Origin of the sequence: Streptomyces sp. NBC_00306 (assembly GCF_036169555.1) — a bacterium.
Lineage (GTDB): Bacteria > Actinomycetota > Actinomycetes > Streptomycetales > Streptomycetaceae > Streptomyces > Streptomyces achmelvichensis.
In genome coordinates this window covers 4,115,275-4,136,107 of record NZ_CP108032.1, presented here as the reverse complement: position 1 = coordinate 4,136,107, position 20,833 = coordinate 4,115,275, and the positions used below count along the sequence as shown (strand labels likewise).

General features: G+C 71.2%; 20 protein-coding genes. 8 read left to right on the top strand and 12 right to left on the bottom strand.

Annotated elements, in window-relative coordinates:
- Positions 1 to 26: 26 nt before the first annotated feature.
- The 6 genes from OHA05_RS18450 to pdhA all read right to left on the bottom strand — a co-directional run bounded on the left by OHA05_RS18450 (position 27) and on the right by pdhA (position 7,400).
- On the bottom strand, positions 27 to 1,151 hold the full coding sequence (locus OHA05_RS18450) for a potassium channel family protein (protein WP_313945253.1): 1,125 nt from the start codon (positions 1,149 to 1,151) through the stop codon (positions 27 to 29).
- Positions 1,103 to 2,473 (bottom strand): molybdopterin molybdotransferase MoeA, encoded by a 1,371-nt coding sequence (locus OHA05_RS18445; protein WP_328861179.1) that lies wholly within the window; start codon positions 2,471 to 2,473, stop codon positions 1,103 to 1,105. Before OHA05_RS18445 ends, OHA05_RS18450 begins: the two co-directional genes overlap by 49 nt.
- A complete protein-coding gene (locus OHA05_RS18440; protein WP_328861178.1) occupies positions 2,470 to 3,351 on the bottom strand; it encodes an NTP transferase domain-containing protein in 882 nt (293 codons plus the stop codon). The genes OHA05_RS18445 and OHA05_RS18440 overlap by 4 nt, the downstream gene beginning before the upstream one ends.
- Before the next feature lie 409 nt (positions 3,352 to 3,760).
- Positions 3,761 to 5,263 carry a dihydrolipoamide acetyltransferase family protein gene (locus OHA05_RS18435; protein ID WP_328861177.1) on the bottom strand — a complete coding sequence of 501 codons (1,503 nt, stop codon included), beginning with the start codon at positions 5,261 to 5,263 and terminating at the stop codon, positions 3,761 to 3,763.
- Positions 5,263 to 6,267: an alpha-ketoacid dehydrogenase subunit beta gene (locus OHA05_RS18430; protein ID WP_327682293.1), complete on the bottom strand. Its 1,005-nt coding sequence runs from the start codon at positions 6,265 to 6,267 to the stop codon at positions 5,263 to 5,265. Before OHA05_RS18430 ends, OHA05_RS18435 begins: the two co-directional genes overlap by 1 nt.
- Positions 6,264 to 7,400 (bottom strand): pyruvate dehydrogenase (acetyl-transferring) E1 component subunit alpha, encoded by a 1,137-nt coding sequence (pdhA, locus tag OHA05_RS18425; protein WP_313948940.1) that lies wholly within the window; start codon positions 7,398 to 7,400, stop codon positions 6,264 to 6,266. The genes OHA05_RS18430 and pdhA overlap by 4 nt, the downstream gene beginning before the upstream one ends.
- Before the next feature lie 204 nt (positions 7,401 to 7,604).
- Here pdhA and OHA05_RS18420 point away from each other — a divergent pair, with 204 nt between their 5' ends.
- A complete protein-coding gene (locus OHA05_RS18420) occupies positions 7,605 to 8,123 on the top strand; it encodes an Lrp/AsnC family transcriptional regulator (RefSeq protein WP_313948941.1) in 519 nt (172 codons plus the stop codon).
- 181 nt (positions 8,124 to 8,304) lie between these two features.
- Here the strand turns inward: OHA05_RS18420 and OHA05_RS18415 are convergent, their stop codons facing one another.
- Together OHA05_RS18415 and OHA05_RS18410 are read right to left on the bottom strand one after the other, a co-directional pair.
- The gene (locus OHA05_RS18415; RefSeq protein WP_313945259.1) at positions 8,305 to 8,907 is read right to left on the bottom strand and encodes a TetR/AcrR family transcriptional regulator; all 603 of its coding nucleotides are present in this window, start codon (positions 8,905 to 8,907) and stop codon (positions 8,305 to 8,307) included.
- The gene (locus tag OHA05_RS18410) at positions 8,904 to 10,421 is read right to left on the bottom strand and encodes a 3-hydroxyacyl-CoA dehydrogenase (protein ID WP_328861176.1); all 1,518 of its coding nucleotides are present in this window, start codon (positions 10,419 to 10,421) and stop codon (positions 8,904 to 8,906) included. The genes OHA05_RS18415 and OHA05_RS18410 overlap by 4 nt, the downstream gene beginning before the upstream one ends.
- Before the next feature lie 123 nt (positions 10,422 to 10,544).
- Here OHA05_RS18410 and paaN point away from each other — a divergent pair, with 123 nt between their 5' ends.
- On the top strand, positions 10,545 to 12,206 hold the full coding sequence (gene paaN, locus OHA05_RS18405; RefSeq protein WP_328861175.1) for a phenylacetic acid degradation protein PaaN: 1,662 nt from the start codon (positions 10,545 to 10,547) through the stop codon (positions 12,204 to 12,206).
- A gap of 115 nt (positions 12,207 to 12,321) precedes the next feature.
- On the opposite strand, the gene OHA05_RS18400 is transcribed toward paaN, so the two are convergent.
- Genes OHA05_RS18400 through OHA05_RS18390 form a run of 3 tightly spaced genes read right to left on the bottom strand, consistent with a single transcriptional unit; the run spans position 12,322 to position 15,361 of the window.
- Entirely contained in the window at positions 12,322 to 12,996 is a 675-nt protein-coding gene (locus tag OHA05_RS18400) for a TrmH family RNA methyltransferase (protein ID WP_328861174.1), read from the bottom strand.
- A complete protein-coding gene (locus OHA05_RS18395; RefSeq protein ID WP_328861173.1) occupies positions 12,993 to 14,231 on the bottom strand; it encodes an HTTM domain-containing protein in 1,239 nt (412 codons plus the stop codon). The genes OHA05_RS18400 and OHA05_RS18395 overlap by 4 nt, the downstream gene beginning before the upstream one ends.
- On the bottom strand, positions 14,228 to 15,361 hold the full coding sequence (locus OHA05_RS18390; protein WP_328861172.1) for a DUF5819 family protein: 1,134 nt from the start codon (positions 15,359 to 15,361) through the stop codon (positions 14,228 to 14,230). Before OHA05_RS18390 ends, OHA05_RS18395 begins: the two co-directional genes overlap by 4 nt.
- Before the next feature lie 75 nt (positions 15,362 to 15,436).
- Here OHA05_RS18390 and paaA point away from each other — a divergent pair, with 75 nt between their 5' ends.
- The 6 genes from paaA to OHA05_RS18360 all read left to right on the top strand — a co-directional run bounded on the left by paaA (position 15,437) and on the right by OHA05_RS18360 (position 20,393).
- Positions 15,437 to 16,402 carry a 1,2-phenylacetyl-CoA epoxidase subunit PaaA gene (gene paaA, locus OHA05_RS18385; RefSeq protein WP_313945265.1) on the top strand — a complete coding sequence of 322 codons (966 nt, stop codon included), beginning with the start codon at positions 15,437 to 15,439 and terminating at the stop codon, positions 16,400 to 16,402.
- Complete coding sequence (gene paaB / locus OHA05_RS18380; protein ID WP_313945266.1) at positions 16,399 to 16,689, top strand: 1,2-phenylacetyl-CoA epoxidase subunit PaaB; 291 nt, start codon at positions 16,399 to 16,401, stop codon at positions 16,687 to 16,689. The genes paaA and paaB overlap by 4 nt, the downstream gene beginning before the upstream one ends.
- Entirely contained in the window at positions 16,686 to 17,402 is a 717-nt protein-coding gene (paaC, locus tag OHA05_RS18375) for a 1,2-phenylacetyl-CoA epoxidase subunit PaaC (protein ID WP_328861171.1), read from the top strand. Before paaB ends, paaC begins: the two co-directional genes overlap by 4 nt.
- The gene (gene paaD, locus OHA05_RS18370; protein ID WP_328861170.1) at positions 17,396 to 17,995 is read left to right on the top strand and encodes a 1,2-phenylacetyl-CoA epoxidase subunit PaaD; all 600 of its coding nucleotides are present in this window, start codon (positions 17,396 to 17,398) and stop codon (positions 17,993 to 17,995) included. Before paaC ends, paaD begins: the two co-directional genes overlap by 7 nt.
- Positions 17,996 to 19,051, top strand: coding sequence for a 2Fe-2S iron-sulfur cluster-binding protein (locus tag OHA05_RS18365; RefSeq protein WP_313945269.1), 1,056 nt, complete (start codon positions 17,996 to 17,998; stop codon positions 19,049 to 19,051).
- A gap of 160 nt (positions 19,052 to 19,211) precedes the next feature.
- Positions 19,212 to 20,393, top strand: a complete 1,182-nt coding sequence (locus OHA05_RS18360) for an acyl-CoA dehydrogenase family protein (RefSeq protein ID WP_328861169.1) — start codon at positions 19,212 to 19,214, stop codon at positions 20,391 to 20,393.
- Positions 20,394 to 20,452: 59 nt separating this feature from the next.
- On the opposite strand, the gene OHA05_RS18355 is transcribed toward OHA05_RS18360, so the two are convergent.
- Positions 20,453 to 20,797 (bottom strand): rhodanese-like domain-containing protein, encoded by a 345-nt coding sequence (locus tag OHA05_RS18355; protein WP_313945273.1) that lies wholly within the window; start codon positions 20,795 to 20,797, stop codon positions 20,453 to 20,455.
- Positions 20,798 to 20,833: the final 36 nt, after the last annotated feature.

Here is a 20,833-nt window from a genome sequence, read left to right as displayed (position 1 = left end):
GGCGGCGAGGCTACCCCCGTGCGGGCCTATTCAACGCTGTTGAGCGATGAGCCTTCGTCGGCCCGCACGATGGTGATCACCCGGTCCGTCAACTGCAGCGGACTCGCGGCGGGATCGTCGTAGCCCAGCAGCCGGTGTCCCCGCAGCACGCTCACCACCAGGTCTTTCGTCTCCCGGACGCTGAGGCCGACCTCGGCCTTTATCACCGGCCGTTCGATCAGATCGAGGCCGCTGCCCTGCTGGATGAGGTCCTCCATCACCGCGCCCGCGCTGGGGCTGAGTACGGAGAGGCCCAGCAGGCGTCCCGCCGCGCTGGCGCTGGTGATGACCGCGTCGGCACCGGACTGCCGCAGCAGCGGCGCGTTCTCCTCCTCGCGCACCGCCGCGACGATCTTCGCCTTCCGGTTCAGCTGTCGCGCCGTCAGTGTCACCAGCACCGCCGTGTCGTCCCGCTGGGTCGCGATGACGATCTGGTGGGCTCGTTGCAACTCGGCCCGCAGCAGCACATCGCTGCGGGTGGCGTCGCCGATCACTCCCACATAGCCCTCGGCGTTGGCCGTCTCGATCACCTTCTCGCTGGGGTCGACGACGACGATCTGTTCCTGCTTCACACCGGTCGCCGTCAGCGTCTGGAGCGCCGAACGGCCTTTCGTTCCGAAGCCGATGATGACCGTGTGATCGCGCAAGCGAAGCCTCCAGCGGTTCAGCCGCCACTCCTCCCGGGTCCGTTCGGTGAGGACCTCGAGGGTGGTGCCGACCAGGATGATCAGAAAGAGCACGCGCAGCGGCGTGATCAGCAGCACGTTCGTCAGCCGGGCGCCCGCGCTGTACGGGACGATGTCGCCGTAGCCCGTGGTGGAGAGGGTGACCGTCGCGTAGTAGACGGAGTCGAGGAAGTCGACCGAGTCGTCCGAGTTGTCGTGGTAGCCGGAACGGTCCATCCACACCAGCAGAACGGTGATCACCAGGACTGCGAGCGCCATCAGCAGCCGTTTGGCGACCTGGCGCAGTGGTCGGTCGACGACCTGGCGGGGGAGCTTCACCCGACTGGTGACGAGGAACTCCTCCGCCCGCCGGGCCATGGCGTCGTGGCCGGGCAGTTTCACGTGAAACACCCGCCGTCCACGGTCGAGGGGGTCCCCGGGGTCCACGGCAGGTCGAGAACCTCCAGCTCGTCCCCCGGCCGCGCACCGCCGGGCGGCACCACGGCGAGTCCGTCGGCCGCGGCGATACCCCGCAGCATGGCCGGCCCGTTGTAATGCAGCGGCACCAGTTCCTCGCCGCGGTGCACGAACGGCACCAGCCGTGTGTCGTACGGATGCCCATGGACCTCATCGCGTACCGGCGCGAGATAGCCCGCCGTGGCGGCTGTCCCCGCGAGCCCCCGCAGCAGCGGCTCGGCAAGGGTGAGGAGCCCGGACACCGCCGCCAGGGGATTGCCCGGCAGACCCACGAGATGCCGGACAGGGACGTTCTTGCCGGGCGGGAGGGCGGCCAGCAGCATCGGATGCCCCGGGCGTACGGCCACGCCGTCGACCAGCAGCTCCGCACCCACCTTCCGCAGGACGGGATGAACATGGTCGACCGGCCCGGCGGCCGTGCCACCGGTGGTGATGACGAGATCGGCGTCCGACGTGGTGACGGCCCGGTGAAGCGCGTCGGCGTCGTCGCCGAGCGCGCGGGTGGCGACAACCTCGACCCCGAGGGCCCGCAGCCAGGGACCGACCATCGGCCCGAGCGCGTCACGGATCAGGCCGTCGTGGGGGAGTCCTTCGGTGAGCAGCTCGTCACCGAGGACCAGGATCTCGACCCGCGGCCGCGGGACGGTGAGCAGCTCGTCGTAGCCGGCGGCGGCGGCGAGCCCCAGCACGGCGGGGGACACCAGGGAGCCCGTGGGCAGGAGCTGGTCGCCGGAGCGGCACTCCTGTCCGCGCGGACGGATGTCCTGACCCTGCGTCACGGCCCGCTCGGCGTGCAGCAGTCGGCCGTCGGCATCGGTGCGGGCGTGCTCGGTGCGGATCACCGCGGTGGCCTCGGCCGGGATACGGGCCCCGGTGGCGATCCGTACGGCGGAGCCGTCCTCCAGCTCGGGAGCGTCGTCACGGCCCGCGAGGACCGAACCGTCGCCGTGGACCCGCCAGGGGCCGGGGCCCGCCACCGCCCAACCGTCCATGGCGGACGTGTCGAAGGACGGCAGATCGCACAACGCCGTCAACGGCTCCGCCAGCACTTGGCCGACGGCCTGCTCCAGCGGAACCTTCCGGGTACGGGCGGGAGCGCTACGCCCGATACGCGCGGCGAGAGCCCGGGCCGCGGGCCAGGCCGTCGCACGGTGTCCCCCGGTGTCGGGCGCCGTGGGCCGGTTGCCGGTGGGGGTGTGTTCCTGGCGCGACTGCGGGCCGAGCAGCGCCAGGGCCTCCTCGACGCCGTCGGACTCGGGCTCGGCGCCGACCTCGTGCTTGCGACCGTTCATCCGGCGTCGGCCTGGTCCGGCCCGGCGGACTCGGGCGCCGGCTGCTGGGCCTCCGCCTCCCAGCGCCTGGCGAGTGCGGCGGCCTTCCGGGACGCCTCCGCGACCGCTTCCGGCCCGCCGTCACCCGCTGTCGCCGCCGCATACCCCACCAGGAACGTGGTGAGGGGAGCGGCGGGGCGGGCGACGCCGTGCGCGGCATCACGGGCGAGGTCGAGCAGGGCGCCGGTGTCGACGTCGAGCTCGATGCCCAGTTCATCCTTGACTGCGGTGATCCATTCGTCCAGCACGTTCCCATGCTCCCTGATGCGGGCCCTGGCCGCGGAGATGTCCTCCCAGGTGTCGCAGTCGAAGGAGGCGAGCGGCTCCGCGTGGATCCGGGCGAGGTCGAGTTCCTGCGTCAGCAGACGCAACGGCAGCCCGGTCAGACTCCCGTATTCCGTGGCGAGCAGAGCGAGTTCGCGGCGCAGCGGCTCCGTACGGTACGCGGCGACGAGCGGCTGGTCACGCCCGTCGGGGTCGGTGAGCAGTGCCGCCTCCCGCCCGCTGCTGCCGAGGGTGCCGATCAGGCGGCGCACGGTCGGCTCCCCCAGGAACGGCAGATCGGCCGAGAGGACGAGGACCGAGTCGGCGGCGGTCTGCCGCACGCCGGCGTCGAGCGCGGCGAGCGGGCCGCCACCCGGGGGTTCCTCCCGAGCCCAGACGACAGGGCGGGCGGTGGCCCTGCGGCCTCCGACGACCACGGTCCGCCCGGCGTCTCGGCAAGCCCCGAGGACGCGGTCGAGGAGCGGCCGCCCGCCGACACTCAGCGCCGGCTTGTCGGCTCCGCCCAGCCTCTTGGCGGCTCCCCCGGCCAGCACGATGGCGTCATACGCGGTCATGCCTGCAGTATGGTCCGCGACGGCCCGGCCGGGGACCCCTGAGTGGATCTCTCTTGATCCCACCCTCGTGCTTTCTGCGCTCCGCTCCTCCGCTGCTCGGCCGCTGGTGCCCTCGGCTTTCTGCTTTCTGCCGCTTTGGGCGGTGCCGAGCTGTTTGCTGCTCGGCCGGTGCTGTTCGCCCAGGTCCTGTCCGGGCGATCTTCGAGGATCAGCCTGTGGCGTCAGATGCGGTGCATCGCACGGCCGTGGGGCACCCCCGCCGCAGGCTGGGGGAGATCGTCCTCATACCGGGCGTACTCGGGCGACTGAGACAACACAGCGTGGGGGCACCTCCCGTGCCCGAAGGGCTACGAGGGAGTGCCTAGCTGTCGCTGTCGTCACAGGCCCGACAAGATCGCCCGGACAGGACCTACAGCGTGCGCAGCAGCACCGAGGGGTGCTCGACGCAGTCGGCCACGTACCGCAGGAATCCTCCGGCGGTGCCGCCGTCGCACACCCGGTGGTCGAAGGTGAGCGAGAGCTGGACGACCTGGCGCACGGCCAGTTCGCCCTCGTGCACCCACGGCTTGGGCACGATCCGGCCGACCCCGAGCATCGCCGCCTCCGGGTGGTTGATGATCGGCGTGGAGCCGTCGACGCCGAACACTCCGTAGTTGTTCAGCGTGAACGTCCCGCCCGTCAGGTCCGCCGGCGTGAGCGCACCCTGCCTCGCCACCTCGGTGAGCCGCGCGAACTCCGCGCTCAGCGACTCGGCCGAGCGGCTCTGGGCGTCCCGCACCACGGGGACGACCAGACCGCGCTCGGTCTGTGCCGCGAACCCGAGGTGGACCTCGGGCAGCCGGACGATCTCCCTGGCCTCCATGTCCACCGTGGAGTTGAGCTCCGGGTGGCGGGCCAGCGCGGCCGTGCAGATCCGGGCGAGCAGCGCGATGAGCGAGATCTTCGGTCCACCGGCGGCGTTCATCGCGGCGCGGGCGGCCATCAGCTCGGTCGCGTCCGCGTCCACCCAGCAGGTGGCCTCGGGTATTTCGCGGCGGCTGCGGGACAGCTTGTCCGCGACGGCGCCGCGAACACCGCGCAGCGGTATCCGTTCACCGCGCGTTCCGGTCTGTGCCGCAGCGGCAGGGGCGGTGGCGACGGGGGCGCTGGTGGTCGGGGCGGTGATGGTCGGAGCGTCGGCGGGCACGGCCGGAGCCTCGGCCGCGGCCATGGCGCGTTCGACGTCCGCCCGCAGGATCAGGCCGTCCGGACCCGAGCCCGTCAACTGCCTGAGGTCCAGGCCGTTGTCCCGGGCGAGCCTGCGCACCAGCGGCGAGATGACGGGCACGGGCCCGATCGCGCCGTCCGGGACAGCCACACCGCCGTTGAGTCCGGCGTGACCCGCGACAGCGGCCTGAGCAGCGGGGGCGGGTGTGGGCTCGACGGGGGCGGGTGTGGGCTCGACGTATGCGGCGGCCGCGGGGGCCGCCGGCGCGGGAGCACGCTCGGCCGGAGCGGCCGGAGCGGCAGGCGGGACAGCGGGCCGAATCCGGCGGCGGCGAGCCGCGGGCGCACCCGTCCCGTACCCCACCAGCACATTGCCGGAAGACTCACCCGAGGCCTGCGCCGACGACGCCGACGCAGGCTCAGCGGCCCGACCGGCTTCCTTGCCGTCAACGGCCGACGAGGCGCCGACCGCCACCGTCAGCAGCGGTGCGCCGACCGGCAGTTCGGTGCCCTCCTCGCCGTACCGCGCGGTGACCACACCGCCGTAGGGGCAGGGCACCTCGACCATGGCCTTCGCCGTCTCGACCTCGACCACGGGCTGGTCGATCGCGACGACGTCTCCCACGTCGACCAGCCAGCGCACGATCTCCGCCTCGGTCAGTCCCTCGCCGAGGTCCGGCAGCTTGAACTCCAGCACCTGTGCCATCAGCTCCCCGCCTCCCACTGCAGTCGCGCGACCGCGTCGAGCACCCGGTCCACTCCCGGCAGATGGTGCCGCTCCAGCATCGGCGGCGGATAGGGGATGTCGAACCCGGCCACCCGAAGCACCGGAGCCTCCAGATGGTGGAAGCAGCGCTCCGTCACCCGCGCGGCGATCTCCCCTCCGGGACCGCCGAAGCCGGTGGACTCGTGGACGACGACCGCCCGTCCCGTACGCCGCACGGACGCACAGACCGTCTCGTCGTCGAAGGGCACCAGGGACCGCAGGTCGACGACCTCGAGGTCCCAGCCCTCGGCCGCGGCGGCCTCCGCCGCCTCCATGCAGACCGGCAGGGAGGGGCCGTAGGTGATGAGCGTGGCGCTGCGTCCCTGACGCCTGACCACGGCGCGGCCTATCGGCTCGACGGCGGTGGGTGCCTCCGGCGACCACTGCGACTTCGACCAGTACAGCCGCTTCGGCTCCAGGAAGACCACCGGGTCGTCCGAGGCGATCGCGGCCCTGAGCAGCCCGTACGCGTCGTCGACCGTCGCGGGCGTGACGACATGGAGCCCCGGGGTCGCCATGTAGTAGGCCTCGGACGAGTCGCTGTGGTGCTCGACGCCGCCGATCCCGCCGCCGTACGGCACGCGCACGGTGATGGGCATCGGCATGGCGCCCTTGGTGCGGTTGCGCATCCGGGAGACATGGCTGATCAGCTGCTCGAACGCGGGATACGCGAAGGCGTCGAACTGCATCTCGACGACGGGCCGCAGCCCGTACATCGCCATACCGACCGCGGTGCCGAGAATGCCCGCCTCCGCCAGCGGTGTGTCGGTGCACCGGTCCTCGCCGAACTCCTTGGCGAGTCCGTCCGTCACCCGGAAGACTCCGCCGAGCGTGCCGACGTCCTCCCCCATCACATGGACGGTCGGGTCCTGCGCCATCGCGTCGCGCATGGCGCGCTGCAGGGCCTGCGCCATGGTGGCGGGCTTCACCGCGGCCGTGGTCATCGTGCTTCTCCCTCGGCGTCGAGCTCGGCGCGCAGTTGCGCGGCCTGCTCACGCAGCTGGCTGGTCTGCTCGGCGTAGACATGCTCGAAGAGGTCCATCGGCTGGAGCACCGGCTCGGCGTTCATCCGCTCGCGCAGGTCCGCCGCCATCGTCTCGGCGGAGGCGGCGACGCTCTCCCTGGCCTCGTCGTCCAGCAGTCCTCGCTCCGTCAACTCACGCTCCAGCAGCCGGATCGGGTCGTGTGCCCGCCAGGCCTCGACCTCGGCGTCGCCGCGGTAGCGCGTCGCGTCGTCGGCGTTGGTGTGGGCTTCGATGCGATAGGTGACGGCCTCGATCAGCGTGGGGCCACCGCCGCGGCGGGCGCGGTCGACCGCGTCGCTGAGGACCTCGTGCATCGCGGCGGCGTCGTTCCCGTCGACCAGTCGGCCCGGCATGCCGTACCCCACGGCCTTGTGGGCGAGCGAGGGGGCGGCGGTCTGCTTGGCCAGCGGCACGGAGATCGCGAAACCGTTGTTCTGCACGAGGAAGACGACAGGGGCCTGCCAGACGGCGGCGAAGTTCAGCGCCTCGTGGAAGTCGCCCTCGCTGGTGCCGCCGTCGCCGACCATGGCGAGCGCGACGACGTCGTCCCCCTTGAGCCGGGCGGCGTGCGCCAGTCCGACGGCGTGGGGCAGCTGGGTGGCGAGGGGGGTGCTCAGGGGCGCTATGCGGTGCTCGTGCGGGTCGTAGCCGGTGTGCCAGTCGCCGCGCAGCAGGGTCAGCGCCTGCACGGGGTCCAGGCCGCGTGCCACGGCGGCGAGCGTGTCGCGGTAGCTGGGGAAGAGCCAGTCGCGCTCCTCCAGCGCCAGCGCGGCCGCCACCTCGCTCGCCTCCTGCCCGGTGCTGGAGGGGTAGACCGCGAGCCGGCCCTGCTTGGTGAGGGCGGTGGCCTGCACGTTGTACCTGCGGCCGCGCACCAGCTGGGCGTACAGCTTCAGCAGCAGCTCGGGGTCGGTGCCGGCCGCGGCGTCCGTACCGAGCACGCGGTACGGCTCCGGGTCCGGGAGCAGTGGCGCGGGGTCCGTACGGGGCTTCCACGCCGGGGGCGGCGTGGGCCGGTACGCGACGGCGCCGGGCAGCTCTTGGACCGTCATGCTGCTCTTTCGCACAGCGAGCACCTCCTCCTGGGAGCGACGACGAAGCGGTCGGGGTGTGGCCCGCCTCACCTACCGATTGTTCGGTCGTGGACGCATTTTGGCTACAGGCACCTCCAGCCTGTGGACAAACGGTTCTCCACAGCCTCTGATGGAGACAGGTCGTCCATGCCAGGGAGGCGGGGGGATATGGCAGCTGAACAAATGGCCGACGGCGGGGACGGTTCGGACACGGGCCCTCCGGCCCGCCCGCTCGACGCCATCGACCGCGACATCCTGCGCATCCTCCAGACGGAGGGCCGTGCCTCGATACGTTCCGTGGCCGAGCGCGTCCATGTGTCACGCGCCAATGCGTACGCGCGGATCAACCGGCTCATCGACGACGGCGTGATACGCGGATTCAGCGCTCGGGTCAACCACGAACGCGCAGGTCAGGGCGCCTCTGCGTATATCACCCTCAAGATCGTGCAGAACTCCTGGCGGACCGTGCGCGAGCAGCTCCAGGCGCTGCCCGGCGCCGCGCACATCGCTCTGGTCAGCGGCGATTTCGACGTCCTGCTCCTGGTGCACACCCCGGACAACCGCACCTTGCGGGAGCTGGTCCTGACCCGGCTCCAGTCCATCCCGGAGGTGCTCTCCACCCGCACGCTGCTGGTCTTCGAGGAGACGGACCTCGACCCGGGGCCGGGCCCTGCGGGGACCCCGGACATCGAACCGCTGTAGCCGGCGGGCACTCGTGGCGCGGACCGCCGGAGCGCTGGGCCGTGCGAGTGGAACCCGCGGGTGGCCGGCCCCGGACGGGCCGCGCGGTGCGGTGGCGCGAGGGACGTGCGGAGCGAGCGCGCGTCGTCGCTCGAGGGGTGGTGCCCGCCGGGCGGCGGACGAGGTGAGCAGGCGGCCCCGGTCAGCCCTCGGCGGAGTCCGTACGCAGACCGTCGAATGCGAGCCGCACGACGGTCTCGGCGACCTGGTCCCCGTCGTAGCCCCCGCCCGCGTGCGGCCGGTACCACTCGACCAGCGAGTTCACCATGCCGAACAGCAGCCGCGTCGCGAGCCGGATGTCCACGTCGGCGCGCAGATCCCCGTCGGCCGCCGCCGCCTTCAGCAGATCGGCGACGCGCTGGTCGAACTCACGGCGGCGTTCCATCGCCCACCGCTCGGTCTTGGTATTGCCCCGGACACGCAGCAGCAGCGTCACATAGGGCAGCTCGGCCACCAGCACCTCCACCGTGCGCCGGGTGACGTACTCCACCCGCTCGATGGCGCGCCCGCGCAGGCCTCCCGGCTCGTCCAGGATCGCGAAGAGCGCGTCGATGGCCCGGCTCACGGCCCGGCGCAGCAGTTCCTCCTTGCCGGCGACGTGGTGGTAGATCGAGGACTTGGAGATACCGGCGGCCTGGGAGAGGTGCTCCATCGAGGTGCCGTCGTAGCCGCGCTCGTTGAAGATCCGCACGGCGACCGTCAGCAGCGTCTCGGGTGTGTACGTGTCCCGCTTGGCCGTCGTCATGCGCCTGCCTCGTCCTTCTCGGTGCGAATGTACGACTGCCGGTAGAGCCCCAGGGAGGGGGCGTAGCGCCCGGTGGGCACGCGCGCGTGGAGCTCGTCCAGCAGCTCGTGCGCCCAGGACCGGCCGAGGCGGCGGCCCCACTCGACGGGCCCCAGCGGGTAGTTGACGCCCAGCCGCATCGCCGTGTCGATGTCCTGGGCGGACGCGACCTTCTTGGCCACGGCGTCGGCGGCGAGGTCCACGAGCATGGCAACCGTGCGGGCCACGATCATCCCGGGGACGTCCCGGATGACGCTGACGCTCTTGCCGAGCGCCTGGAACAGGCCGATGGACTGCCGGAGCGTCTCCCACTCGGTGACCTCGGACGCGGCCAGCGCGATCCGGGTGGCGGCGCGGTAGTCGAGGGCCAGGTCGAAGTAGACGACGTCGCGGAACTCGGCCGAGGTCTGGCCGTCGGCCAGCACCAGCTGGCCGCCGCTGGGCAGCAGGATCCGCGTCCCGCGGTCCTCCTCCGTCTCGCGTACGGTGATGCCGGCCTCCCGCAGCAGGGCGACCAGCTCCCCCGCGGGCCCGAGGTCGCCCTCGACGGTGATCTCGGTGGGCGGCTCGGTGGCCGGAGCGGTGTGCGGTTCGGGCCGGGTCGACCCGTCCGTGTACGCGTACCAGCCGCGTCCGCTCTTGCGGCCGTGGAGCCCCGACTCGACCAGCCGGCGCTGGGCGAGCGACGGGACGAACTTGGGGCTCTGGAAGAAGGAGTCCCAGACGGAGCGGGTCACGGCCTCGTTGACGTCCTGGCCGATCAGATCGGTGAGCTCGAAGGGGCCCATCTTGAAGCCGCCGCACTCGCGCAGCACCGCGTCGATCGTGGCGGGGTCGGCGGCCTGCTCCTCGTAGACCGCGAAGGCCTCGGCGTAGAAGGGCCGGGCGATGCGGTTGACGATGAAGCCCGGGGTGTCGGCGCAGCGCACGGGGGACTTCCCCCAGGCCTTCGCCGTCGCGTACGCGCGCGTGGCGGCAGCGCTCTCCGTAGCGAAGCCGCTGACCACCTCGACCAGAGGGAGCAGGGGCGCGGGGTTGAAGAAGTGCAGACCGACGAACCGGCCGGGGTTCTTCAGGGCGCCCGCCACCGCGGTGACGGAGAGCGAAGAGGTGTTCGTGGCGAGGAGGCAGTCCTCCGCGACGATCTTCTCCAGGGCGACGAACAGCTGCTGCTTCACCGGCAATTGTTCGACGATCGCCTCGACGACGAGCGCCGCGTCGGCCAGCTCGGCGAGATCCGCCGCCGGCCGCAGACGCGCCCGGGCGGCGTCCCGCTCGACCGCTGCCATCCGGCCTTTTTCGACCAGCCGGTCCAGACGCGCGCCGATCGCCTCGGCGGCCTCGTCCGCCCGCCCCGGCACGGCGTCGTACAGCAGCACCGGATGGCCCGCCACAAGGGCGACCTGGGCGATTCCCTGCCCCATGGTGCCGGTGCCGACCACGGCGACGGTACGGCTCTGATCGATGGCGGTCATGGAAGCGATCCTCCCCGATGCGTTGTCCACAGGTTTGACAGGCCCCCTTGTACCGACCGATCGTTCGGTTACTCTAACTCTGTCATTCCATCCCTGCCCAGCTCGACGAGGAGTTGGTCCGTCATGCAGCTGACCGAGACCCACCGGCCGACGCTCGACCAGGCCCTCGAGGCGATCCGCACCCGCGCCTACTGGTCCCCGCACCCCGAGCACCCGAAGGCGTACGGCGAGAGCGCGCCGGCCGAGGGGCTCGCGGCTTTCGAAGCCCTGCGCGGCACCAGGTTCGACCTGGACCAGCCGGGCACCGACGACTGGACGGGTGGCGAGGTCTCGCCGTACGGCCCGGAGTTGGGCATCGAGTACCCGCATCCCGACCTGGACGTCCTGCTCCCTGCCATGCGTGCGGGGATGGCCGGCTGGCGTGAGGCCGGCCCGGAGGCGCGCGCCCTGGTCTGCCTGGAGATCCTGTCGCGCATCAGCGCCCGCACCCATGAATTCGCCCACGCGGTGATGCACACCAGCGGGCAGGCGTTCATGATGGCGTTCCAGGCGGGCGGCCCGCACGCCCAGGACCGCGGCATGGAAGCCGTGGCGTACGCGTACGCCGAGCAGGTCCGCACCCCCGCGGCCGCCGACTGGTCCAAGCCCCAGGGCAAGCGGGACCCGCTGGAGCTGCGGAAGACCTTCACCACGGCCGGCCGCGGTATCTCCCTGCTGATCGGCTGCAACACCTTCCCGACGTGGAACGGCTATCCCGGCCTGTTCGCGTCGCTCGCCACCGGCAACCCCGTCCTGGTCAAGCCGCACCCGCGCGCCGTCCTCCCGCTGGCGCTCACCGTGCGTGTGGCCCGCGAGGTGCTGGCCGAGGCGGGCTTCGACCCGAACCTGGTGGCCCTGGCCGCCGAGCGTCCCGGTGAAGGCATCGCCAAGACCCTGGCCGTGCGCCCCGAGATCAAGATCATCGACTACACGGGTTCCACCGCGTTCGGTGACTGGCTGGAGGCCAACGCCCGTCAGGCGCAGGTCTACACCGAGAAGGCCGGCGTCAACACCGTCGTCGTCGACTCCACGGACAACTACAAGGGGATGCTGTCCAACCTGGCCTTCTCGCTGTCCCTCTACAGCGGCCAGATGTGCACCACCCCGCAGAACTTCCTGATTCCGCGCGACGGCATCACGACGGACGCCGGCCACAAGTCGTACGACGAGGTGGTCGGCGACCTGGCGGCCTCGGTGGGCGGACTGCTCGGCGACGACGCCCGGGCGAACGCCCTGCTGGGCGCACTCGTCAACCCCGATGTGAAGGGCCGGCTGGACGGCGCGGCCGGTCTCGGTGAAGTGGCCCTTCCCTCGCGGAAGATCACCAACCCGGAGTTCCCCGACGCCGTCGTGCGTACGCCGGTGATCGTCAAGCTCGACGGTGCCAAGCCGGACACCGAGGCGGTCTATCTGACCGAGTGCTTCGGCCCGGTCTCGTTCGCGGTCGCCGTGGACTCGACCGCGGACTCCCTGGAGCTGCTGCGGCGCACGGTCCGCGACCAGGGCGCCATGACGGTGGGTGCCTACACCACCTCAGCGGAGACGGAGCGCGCGATCGAGGACGTCTGCCTGGACGAGTCGGCCCAGCTCTCGCTGAATCTGACGGGCGGGGTCTACGTCAACCAGACGGCGGCCTTCTCCGACTTCCACGGCTCGGGCGGCAACCCGGCGGCGAACGCTGCCCTGTGCGACGGCGCCTTCGTCTCCAACCGCTTCCGGGTGGTGGAGGTCCGCCGCCAGGCGTGAGAAGAGCTCCGTGCCGCAGACCCCGGCCGACCGGGGTCTGCGGCACGGCATGTGCCGGTCAGGCGCAGGCCAGGGCGGGAAAGGGCCCGACACGGTTCGTCCTCCCAGGGCGACGCTAGGGCGACGGGATCTCCGCGTACCGCTGCACCCAGGCGTGCATGGCGATCGCCGCGGCCGCTCCGGCGTTGATCGACCGCGTCGAGCCGAACTGGGCGATGGAGCACACCATCGTCGCGTGCTTGCGTGCCTCGTCGGTGAGACCCGGGCCTTCCTGGCCGAAGAGCAGCACACAGCGGCGCGGCAGCTCGGTCCGCTCCAGCGGCACCGCGCCCGGCAGGTTGTCGATGCCGATGATCGGGAGATCCTCGGCGGCGGCCCACGCGGTCAGCGATTCCGTGTCCGGGTGGTGCCGCACATGCTGGTAGCGGTCGGTGACCATGGCACCGCGGCGGTTCCAGCGCCGCCTGCCCACGATGTGGATCTCGCGCGCCAGGAAGGCGTTGGCGGTCCGGACCACCGAGCCGATGTTGAAGTCGTGGCCCCAGTTCTCCACGGCCACATGGAAACCGTGCCGCCGTGTGTCCAGATCGGCGACGATCGCTTCACGCGTCCAGTACCGATAGGGATCGACCACATTGCGGCGGTCGCCGTTGGCCAGCAGCTCGGCGTCGTAGTGGTCGCCCTCGGGCCACGGCAGCGGATGAGGGCCGACGCCGACCTCGGGCCCGAAGCCCTCGTCGTACTGCAGCGGATCGTGATCGTCGTGGATCGGTTCTCGGGTGGTGCTCACCCGACGAGCGTACGGGGCTGCTCGGGACTCTCCTGCCGCTGCTCCGGTACGGCGGGCGCCCGTGAGAACAGCCGGTCCCGGCCCCGCACGACCCGCGCGCCGAGCCAGACCAGGAACGCGGTCGGCAGGAACACGGCGTCGGCGGCGATCATCGCCAAGGAGAAGAACGGCAGTCCGAGCAGCACGGCGATGCCGGCGTGCTCCAGCATCATGGCCACGAGCAGGACGTTCTTGACGCGCCGGTTGAAGAGCGTGAAGGGGAAGGCGACCTGCACGACGACCGTGCCGTACGTCAGCACCAGCACCATCAGCCCGCCCGAGGCCAGCAGATCGGAGAGCGCGGGCCACGGGGTGAAGTAGTCGAGCTTGAGCGGGTAGTAGAGCGCGGTGCCGTCCTGCCAGCGTGAGCCCTGGATCTTGTACCAGCCGGCGGTGGCGTAGATGAGACAGACCTCGGCCATGATCACCAGAAGCCCGGCGTTGTGGGCAAGATTGGCGAGAGCGTCCAGCAGAATGCGCGGCTCACCCTGCGGGGCTCGCCGGTTCGCCATCCACCACAGGCCCTGACCGACCCACAGCACCCAGAGCAGCAGCAGGATGAACCAGCCGGTGTCGTTCAGGAACGTGGCGATGGCCAGGGCAACTCCCAGCACGGTCCACAGAAGCGGGCCGACCCGGTCGCTCCGTGTCCCCGCGGCGACCCGCGCCCCGGACTCCGATACCCCGGCATCCCTCGCCTCGGACTCCCGCTCCGTGGCGAGGGCGGCGCGGCGCGCGTCCAGCGACCAGACCTGACCGCAGCGCGTCACGACCAGGTAGATGGCCATCAGATGGATCACGTTGTCGCCACCGTCGCCCATGAAGATGGAGCGGTTCTGGAGCGACAGAACGCCGATCATGAAAAGCGCGGACATGGTGCGGGTCCGCCAGCCCACCAGCAGCAGGGCGCTGGACAGCACCGCTACGGCATAGACGACTTCGAACCAGAGCGTGCTGTCCGACCACATCAGCGCCGTGAAGGCGTCGTTGCCGGAGATCAGCCGACGGCCCATCTCCCAGCTCCACGGGCCCTGCGGTCCGTACATCTCATGACGGTTGGGCAGCTCGCGCAGCAGGAACAGCAGCCAGGTGGCGGCGAACCCGATCCGCACGATGGCCGTCTGGTACGGCCCGAAAGCCGTGGCGGTGATGCGCTGGACGGCTCCGCCGTTCCCGCGCTCGGAAGCATCGCTCACCGGTCCGCCTCCGTACGACCGTTGTCGACTCCCCCGGGCAGATCGGCCGCGGTGACGGTCCACCACGGCAGGACCCGGAACTGCGGGCGGAGGTCGAACTTCTCGTTGCTCCAGTCCGGAGGCTTGACCGCGCTGGTCGACGACCTGAGCTGGATGCGCTCGACCTCTCCGCCGACGTCGTGCCGTTCGAGGCGGGCCATCACCAGGCGGCGGACGTAGCTCTCGGACAGCTGCCCGCGCAGGCCGCTGGAGCGGTTCTTGTCGTCGTGCGAATTGATGTAGAAGTCCCAGGCCCTGCGCAGCGCGTTCTGCTGGGTGTGACTGGGGAGGAGATTGCCGCGGATCGCGTCGCCGTCCTCGGCGCTCAGATCGATCCAGCCGGTGCTCCTGCGGTCGCCGTCGGGGGTGGTGACCTCGGCCTTCACCTGGACGGCGACATTCTGCTGGAGCGGGTTGGGGGCGAAGAGTTTCCAGTTCTGCTCGAACTCCGGATAGACCCAGGCGTCGATCGCCTTGCCGTACTCCTTGCTCGCCGTGTTGGCGGGGGCGACGTGCAGAAACACCATCGCCACATGGACGCCGGCGAGCACGGCTATGAGGGCGAGCGAGACGGCCACGGCGACCTGGTACGGCAGCGAGAGCGCCGCGATGCCGCGGGTGGGGGCATCGGGATCGAGCGGCGCGGAGTCCGGGTCCGGCGAGGAGACGTCCGGGTCCGACGGGAAGCGGCCCGGCACCGACGGGAAGGCGTCCTCGTGCGGGATCCCGCTCCGGGGCCCGGGCACGGTGGCTGTCGCGGGCTCCGCGGTCTGCGGGGCCTCTGTCCGGGGCTCTGCCCGAACGGCGGACGACGGACCGGCCCCGGGTGCGGGGAGCGGGTCCGGGTCCTGGTCCGGGTCCTGGTCCTGGTCCTGGTCCTGGTCCTGGTCCGCCGAAGAGTCACGAGTCCCCTCCGAAGCACGCTGAGGCCCGTCCGACGGCTGCTGCGAGGACTGCGTGGCCTGCCGCACCGGCCCGGCGGCACGGTCCGGCGGCACCCCGGAGCCCCTGGTTGCGGCGCCTTCGGCGTCCTCGTCGTTGTAGGAGTCCATCCCGCCCCCGGTCCCCTTCGGCGCACGTCGGTCATCCACAGGGTTGACACCTTAAGGCCCGTCGACTCACCATTGAAGTCAATGAACCGAACGATCGGTCGGTAGGGGGCCCGGATGACGGCAGTGACTGCGGATGGCTACGAGGCGGTTTTCGACGCCGCCGTGGCTGCCGACGAGCGCATCGAGCCGCGCGACTGGATGCCCGAGGCCTACCGAGCGACGCTGGTACGCCAGATGGCCCAGCACGCCCACTCCGAAATCATCGGCATGCAGCCCGAGGCGAACTGGATCACCCGAGCGCCCTCCCTGCGGCGCAAGGCGATCCTCATGGCCAAGGTGCAGGACGAGGCCGGCCACGGGCTCTACCTCTACAGCGCCGCCGAGACGCTGGGGACCAGCCGCGACGAGCTTCTCGACAAGCTCCACGCCGGCCGTCAGCGGTATTCGTCGATCTTCAACTACCCCACGCTGACCTGGGCCGATGTCGGTGCGATCGGCTGGCTGGTGGACGGCGCCGCGATCACCAACCAGGTGCCGCTCTGCCGCTGCTCCTACGGCCCGTACGCCCGCGCGATGGTCCGGATCTGCAAGGAGGAGTCCTTCCACCAGCGCCAGGGGTTCGAGCTGCTGCTCACCCTGTCGCGGGGGACACCCGCGCAGCACGACATGGCGCAGGACGCCGTGAACCGCTGGTGGTGGCCGTCGCTGATGATGTTCGGCCCGCCGGACGACGAGTCCTCGCACTCGGCGCAGTCCATGGCCTGGAAGATCAAGCGCCACTCGAACGACGAGCTGCGCCAGCGCTTCGTGGACATCTGCGTTCCGCAGGCCGAGGCCCTGGGCCTGACCCTCCCGGACCCCGATCTGCGCTGGAACGAGGAGCGCGGGCAGCACGACTTCGGCGCGATCGACTGGACCGAGTTCCAGAACGTCCTCAAGGGCAACGGCCCCTGCAACGAAGAGCGGCTCACCCAGCGTCGCCGGGCCCACGAAGAGGGCGCCTGGGTCCGGGATGCGGCCGCTGCGTACGCCGAGAAGCATCAAGCACAGCACGCGAAGCCCCAGGAGGCGACGGCATGAGCGGTTCGACCGGCTGGCCCCTGTGGGAGGTCTTCGTGCGCTCCCGCCGCGGTCTGTCCCACACCCACGCGGGCAGCCTCCATGCACCGGACGCCGAGATGGCGCTCCGTAACGCCCGGGACCTCTACACCCGGCGGAACGAAGGCGTGTCCATCTGGGTCGTGCCCTCCACGGCGGTCACGGCGTCCTCGCCGGACGAGAAGGACCCGTTCTTCGAGCCGTCCGCCGACAAGCCGTACCGCCACCCGACCTTCTACGAGATCCCGGACGGGGTGAAGCACCTGTGACCACCACGGCGAACGCCGCGGCACTCGCCCTCGGCGACGACGCGCTGGTGCTCTCGCACCGGCTGGGGGAGTGGGCGGGCCACGCACCCGTGCTGGAGGAGGACGTCGCCCTCGCGAACATCGCGCTGGACCTGCTGGGCCAGGCCCGCGTGCTGCTGTCCCTCGTCGGGGACGAGGACGAGCTGGCCTATCTGCGCGAGGAGCGGGCTTTCCGCAACCTCCAGCTGGTCGAGCAGCCGAACGGCGACTTCGCCCACACCATCGCCCGCCAGCTCTACTTCTCCGTCTACCAGCGACTGCTGTACGGGCAGCTCGCTGCCGGAGAAGGCGAGTTCGCGGGGCTCGCGGCGAAGGCCGTCAAGGAAGTCGAGTACCACCAGGACCATGCCGAGCAGTGGACTCTGCGCCTCGGTGACGGCACCGACGAGAGCCATGAGCGCATGCAGCGGGCCTGTCAGGCGCTGTGGAGGTTCACGGGCGAGATGTTCGAGCCGGTCGAAGGGCTGGACGTCGACCAGCAGGCGCTGGAGGCGCGCTGGCTGGAGACGGTGACGGACGTCCTCACCCGTGCGACGCTGACCGTGCCCGAGGGACCGAGGGTCGGCGCATGGGCGGCCGGCGCAGGGCGTCAGGGACTGCACACGGAGTCCTTCGGCCGAATGCTCGCCGAGATGCAGCATCTGCACCGCAGCCACCCGGGGGCGTCATGGTGACCGGCACCCACCTCACCGCGGACCGTCGCGCCCACGCCGACCGGGCCGCCACCTCTGCCCGGCCTGCTCCCGCCCACCGGACGGCGAGCGCGCCGAAGGCCGCTGACGACAGCCGGCTCGAGTCCGAACTGCGCAAGCTGGCCGGCTCCGTGCCCGACCCGGAGCTTCCCGTGGTGACGCTGGAGGAGCTCGGTGTCCTGCGCGGGGTTCAGATCCTCGGCCCGGGCCGCGTCGAGGTGGAGCTCACCCCGACGTACACCGGCTGCCCGGCGATCGAGGCCATGACGGCGGACATCGAGCAGGTGCTGCACGAGCACGGCGTCGCCGAGGTCTCGGTCGTCAAGGTCCTCTCCCCGGCCTGGTCGACGAACGACATCAGCGCGGAGGGCCGGCGCAAGCTGGCCGAGTTCGGGATAGCCCCGCCGCGGCCGCAGCCCGCGGAGGGCCCGATCCCGCTCACGCTCTCGGTGCGCTGCCCGCACTGCGGATCCACCGACACCGAACTGCTGAGCAGGTTCTCCTCCACCGCGTGCAAGGCGCTGCGCCGCTGCGTCGACTGCCGTGAACCGTTCGACCACTTCAAGGAGTTGTAGATGTTCCATCCGCTCCGGGTCAGCGAGGTCGAACGGCTCACGGACGACTCGGTCGCGGTCACCTTCCAGGTGCCGCCCGAGCTGTGCGAGACCTTCCGCCACACCCCCGGCCAGCATCTGGCGATGCGCCGGCTGGTGGGGGACGAGGAGATCCGCCGTACGTACTCGATCTGCGCCGCCGCCTCCCCCTCCGGCACCGATCCGGTGCTGCGTGTGGGCATCCGCCTGGTCGACGGGGGTGACTTCTCGACGTACGCGCTCAAGGAGCTCGCCGTCGGCGACACAGTCGAGGTGATGCCCCCCATGGGCCGCTTCCTGCTCGAACCGCGGCCCGGGTACTTCGCCGCGGTCGTCGGCGGCAGCGGAATCACTCCGGTGCTGTCGATGGCGGCCACACTGCTGGCCCGGGAGCCGGAGGCCCGGTTCTGTCTGATCCGCAGCGACCGGACCGTGGCGTCCACGATGTTCCTGGACGAGGTGGCGGACCTCAAGGACCGTTTCCCCGACCGCTTCCAGCTGGTCACCACGCTGTCCCGGGAGGAGCAGCAGTCGGGCCTGCCGTCCGGGCGGCTCGACCAGGAACGACTGACCGCCTTGCTGCCGTCCCTGCTCTCGGTGGCAGACGTGCAGGGCTGGTTCCTGTGCGGCCCCTTCGGCCTGGTCCTGGGAGCCGAGCGGGCACTGCGCCAACTGGGCGTCGACCGGAGCCGTATCCACCAGGAGATCTTCCATGTGGACGACGGCTCGGCGCCCACAGCCGAGCCCGTGAGCGCTCCCGCGCACGCCTCGCTGACGGCGACCCTGGACGGACGGTCCGGCAAGTGGCCCGTGCAGGAAGGGGAATCGCTCCTGGAGACCGTGCTGCGCAGCCGTGCCGACGCGCCGTATGCGTGCAAGGGCGGCGTCTGCGGCACTTGCCGTGCCTTCCTGGTGTCGGGCGAGGTCCGGATGGATCGCAATTTCGCGCTGGAGCCCGAGGAGACCGAGGCGGGCTATGTGCTGGCCTGCCAGTCCCACCCGGCCACAGCGGAAGTGGAGCTCGACTTCGACCGCTGACCCTCCGGGGACCCCTCCACCGGTGACCTGACCTGTCCCGCGCTGCCGAGCTGTGTTCATTTTCAGGAACCTGTTCTATCTTGACGACCCGTCAGATACGAACAGCGGAACCGGACCTGGCAACGGCTCAAGCACCGCCGGCGTGTGGGAGGACAGGGCAGTGGACTTCACCTTCACCGAGGAGCAACAGGCGGCCGTCGAGGCTGCGAAGGCGGTGTTCTCGGGTGTCGCGCCCGACGGCGTGCCGAGCCCGGCGCTCACAGCGGGCGCGGTGGCCGAGGAGTTCGACCGGCCGCTGTGGGCCAAGCTCACGGACGCCGACCTGCTGAGTCTGGTGGTGTCACCGGAGTACGGCGGAGCAGGACTCGACCCCATCGCCCTCTGTCTGGTGCTGCGCGAGTCCGCCAGGGTGCTGGCCCGGGTACCTCTGCTGGAGACGAGTGCGGTCGCCATGGCCGTGGAGCGCTACGGCAGCGCCGGGTTGAGGGACGAGATCCTCCCTCGGGTCGGCCGCGGTGAACTGGTCATCACCGTGGGAGCCAACGGACGTACGGGACACGACCCGGCCGAACTCGCTGTCACGGCGCGGCGGGACACCGGCCGGGAAGCCAGTCAGGACACCGGCCAGGAGGCCGGCTGGCTGCTCGACGGCGTGCAGACAGGTGTCCCCTGGGCGCACTCGGCGGACCGCATCGCCGTGCCGGCGCACACACCCGACGGGCAGGCTGTCCTGGCACTGGTCCCCCGGACCCGCGACGGCATGGCGCAGGCCGAGCAGATCTCCACGAGCGGCGAGCGGTTCGCAGAGGTCACGCTGGATTCCGTACGGGTCGACGCTTCCGAGCTGATCGACGCCGAAGGCGCCTGGGAGTGGCTGCGCCACCTGCTGACCACCGGCACGTGCGCGCTCTCGCTCGGGCTCGGTGAAGGTGTACTGGCCATGACGAGCGCCTACACCGGCAAGCGTGAACAGTTCGGCTTCCCCGTCGCCACCTTCCAGGCCGTCGCCGTGCAGGCGGCCGACCGGTACATCGACCTGAGGGCGATGGAGGCGACTCTGTGGCAGGCGGCCTGGCGGCTCACACCCGCACGGGACAGTGCCGGTGTCGGCGGCCCGCTGCCTGTGGCCGGCGATGTCGCCGTGGCGAAGATCTGGGCCTCGGAGGGGGTACGCCGGGTCGTCCAGACCGCTCAGCATCTGCACGGCGGCTTCGGTGCCGACACCGACTACCCGCTGCACCGCTATCACGCCTGGGCCAAGCAGCTCGAACTCTCCCTCGGCCCCGCAGCGGCCCACGAGGAGGCTCTGGGCGACCTGCTGGCGGCCCACCCTCTCGGCTAGACCGACGGCAGACGAGCGCCTGGTCCCACCGGGACGGGCCAGGGATCAGCAGAGGCGCTTCAGAGGACGAACGCCGGGGATCCGTTGTCCGTGACCATCGGGCGCCCGGCGCCGTCCCAGGCGAGCATCCCGCCCTCGACGTTCACCGCGTCGATCCCCTGCTGCACCAGGTACTGGGTGACCTGCGCCGACCGGCCGCCGACCCGGCACATCACATACGCCCGGTGTCCCTCGCTCACGGCCTCGGTCACCTCACCGAAGCGCGAGACGAAGTCGCTCATGGGCACATGCAGTGCGCCTTCGACATGCCCGGCCGCCCACTCGTCGTCCTCCCGGACGTCCAGCACCAGGCCGTCGGCCGGCACGGTCGCAACGTCCACCGACGGCAGCGGGGCGAAATTCATGGGTCATGCCTTCTCTCGTGGGTACGCGACGCGCGG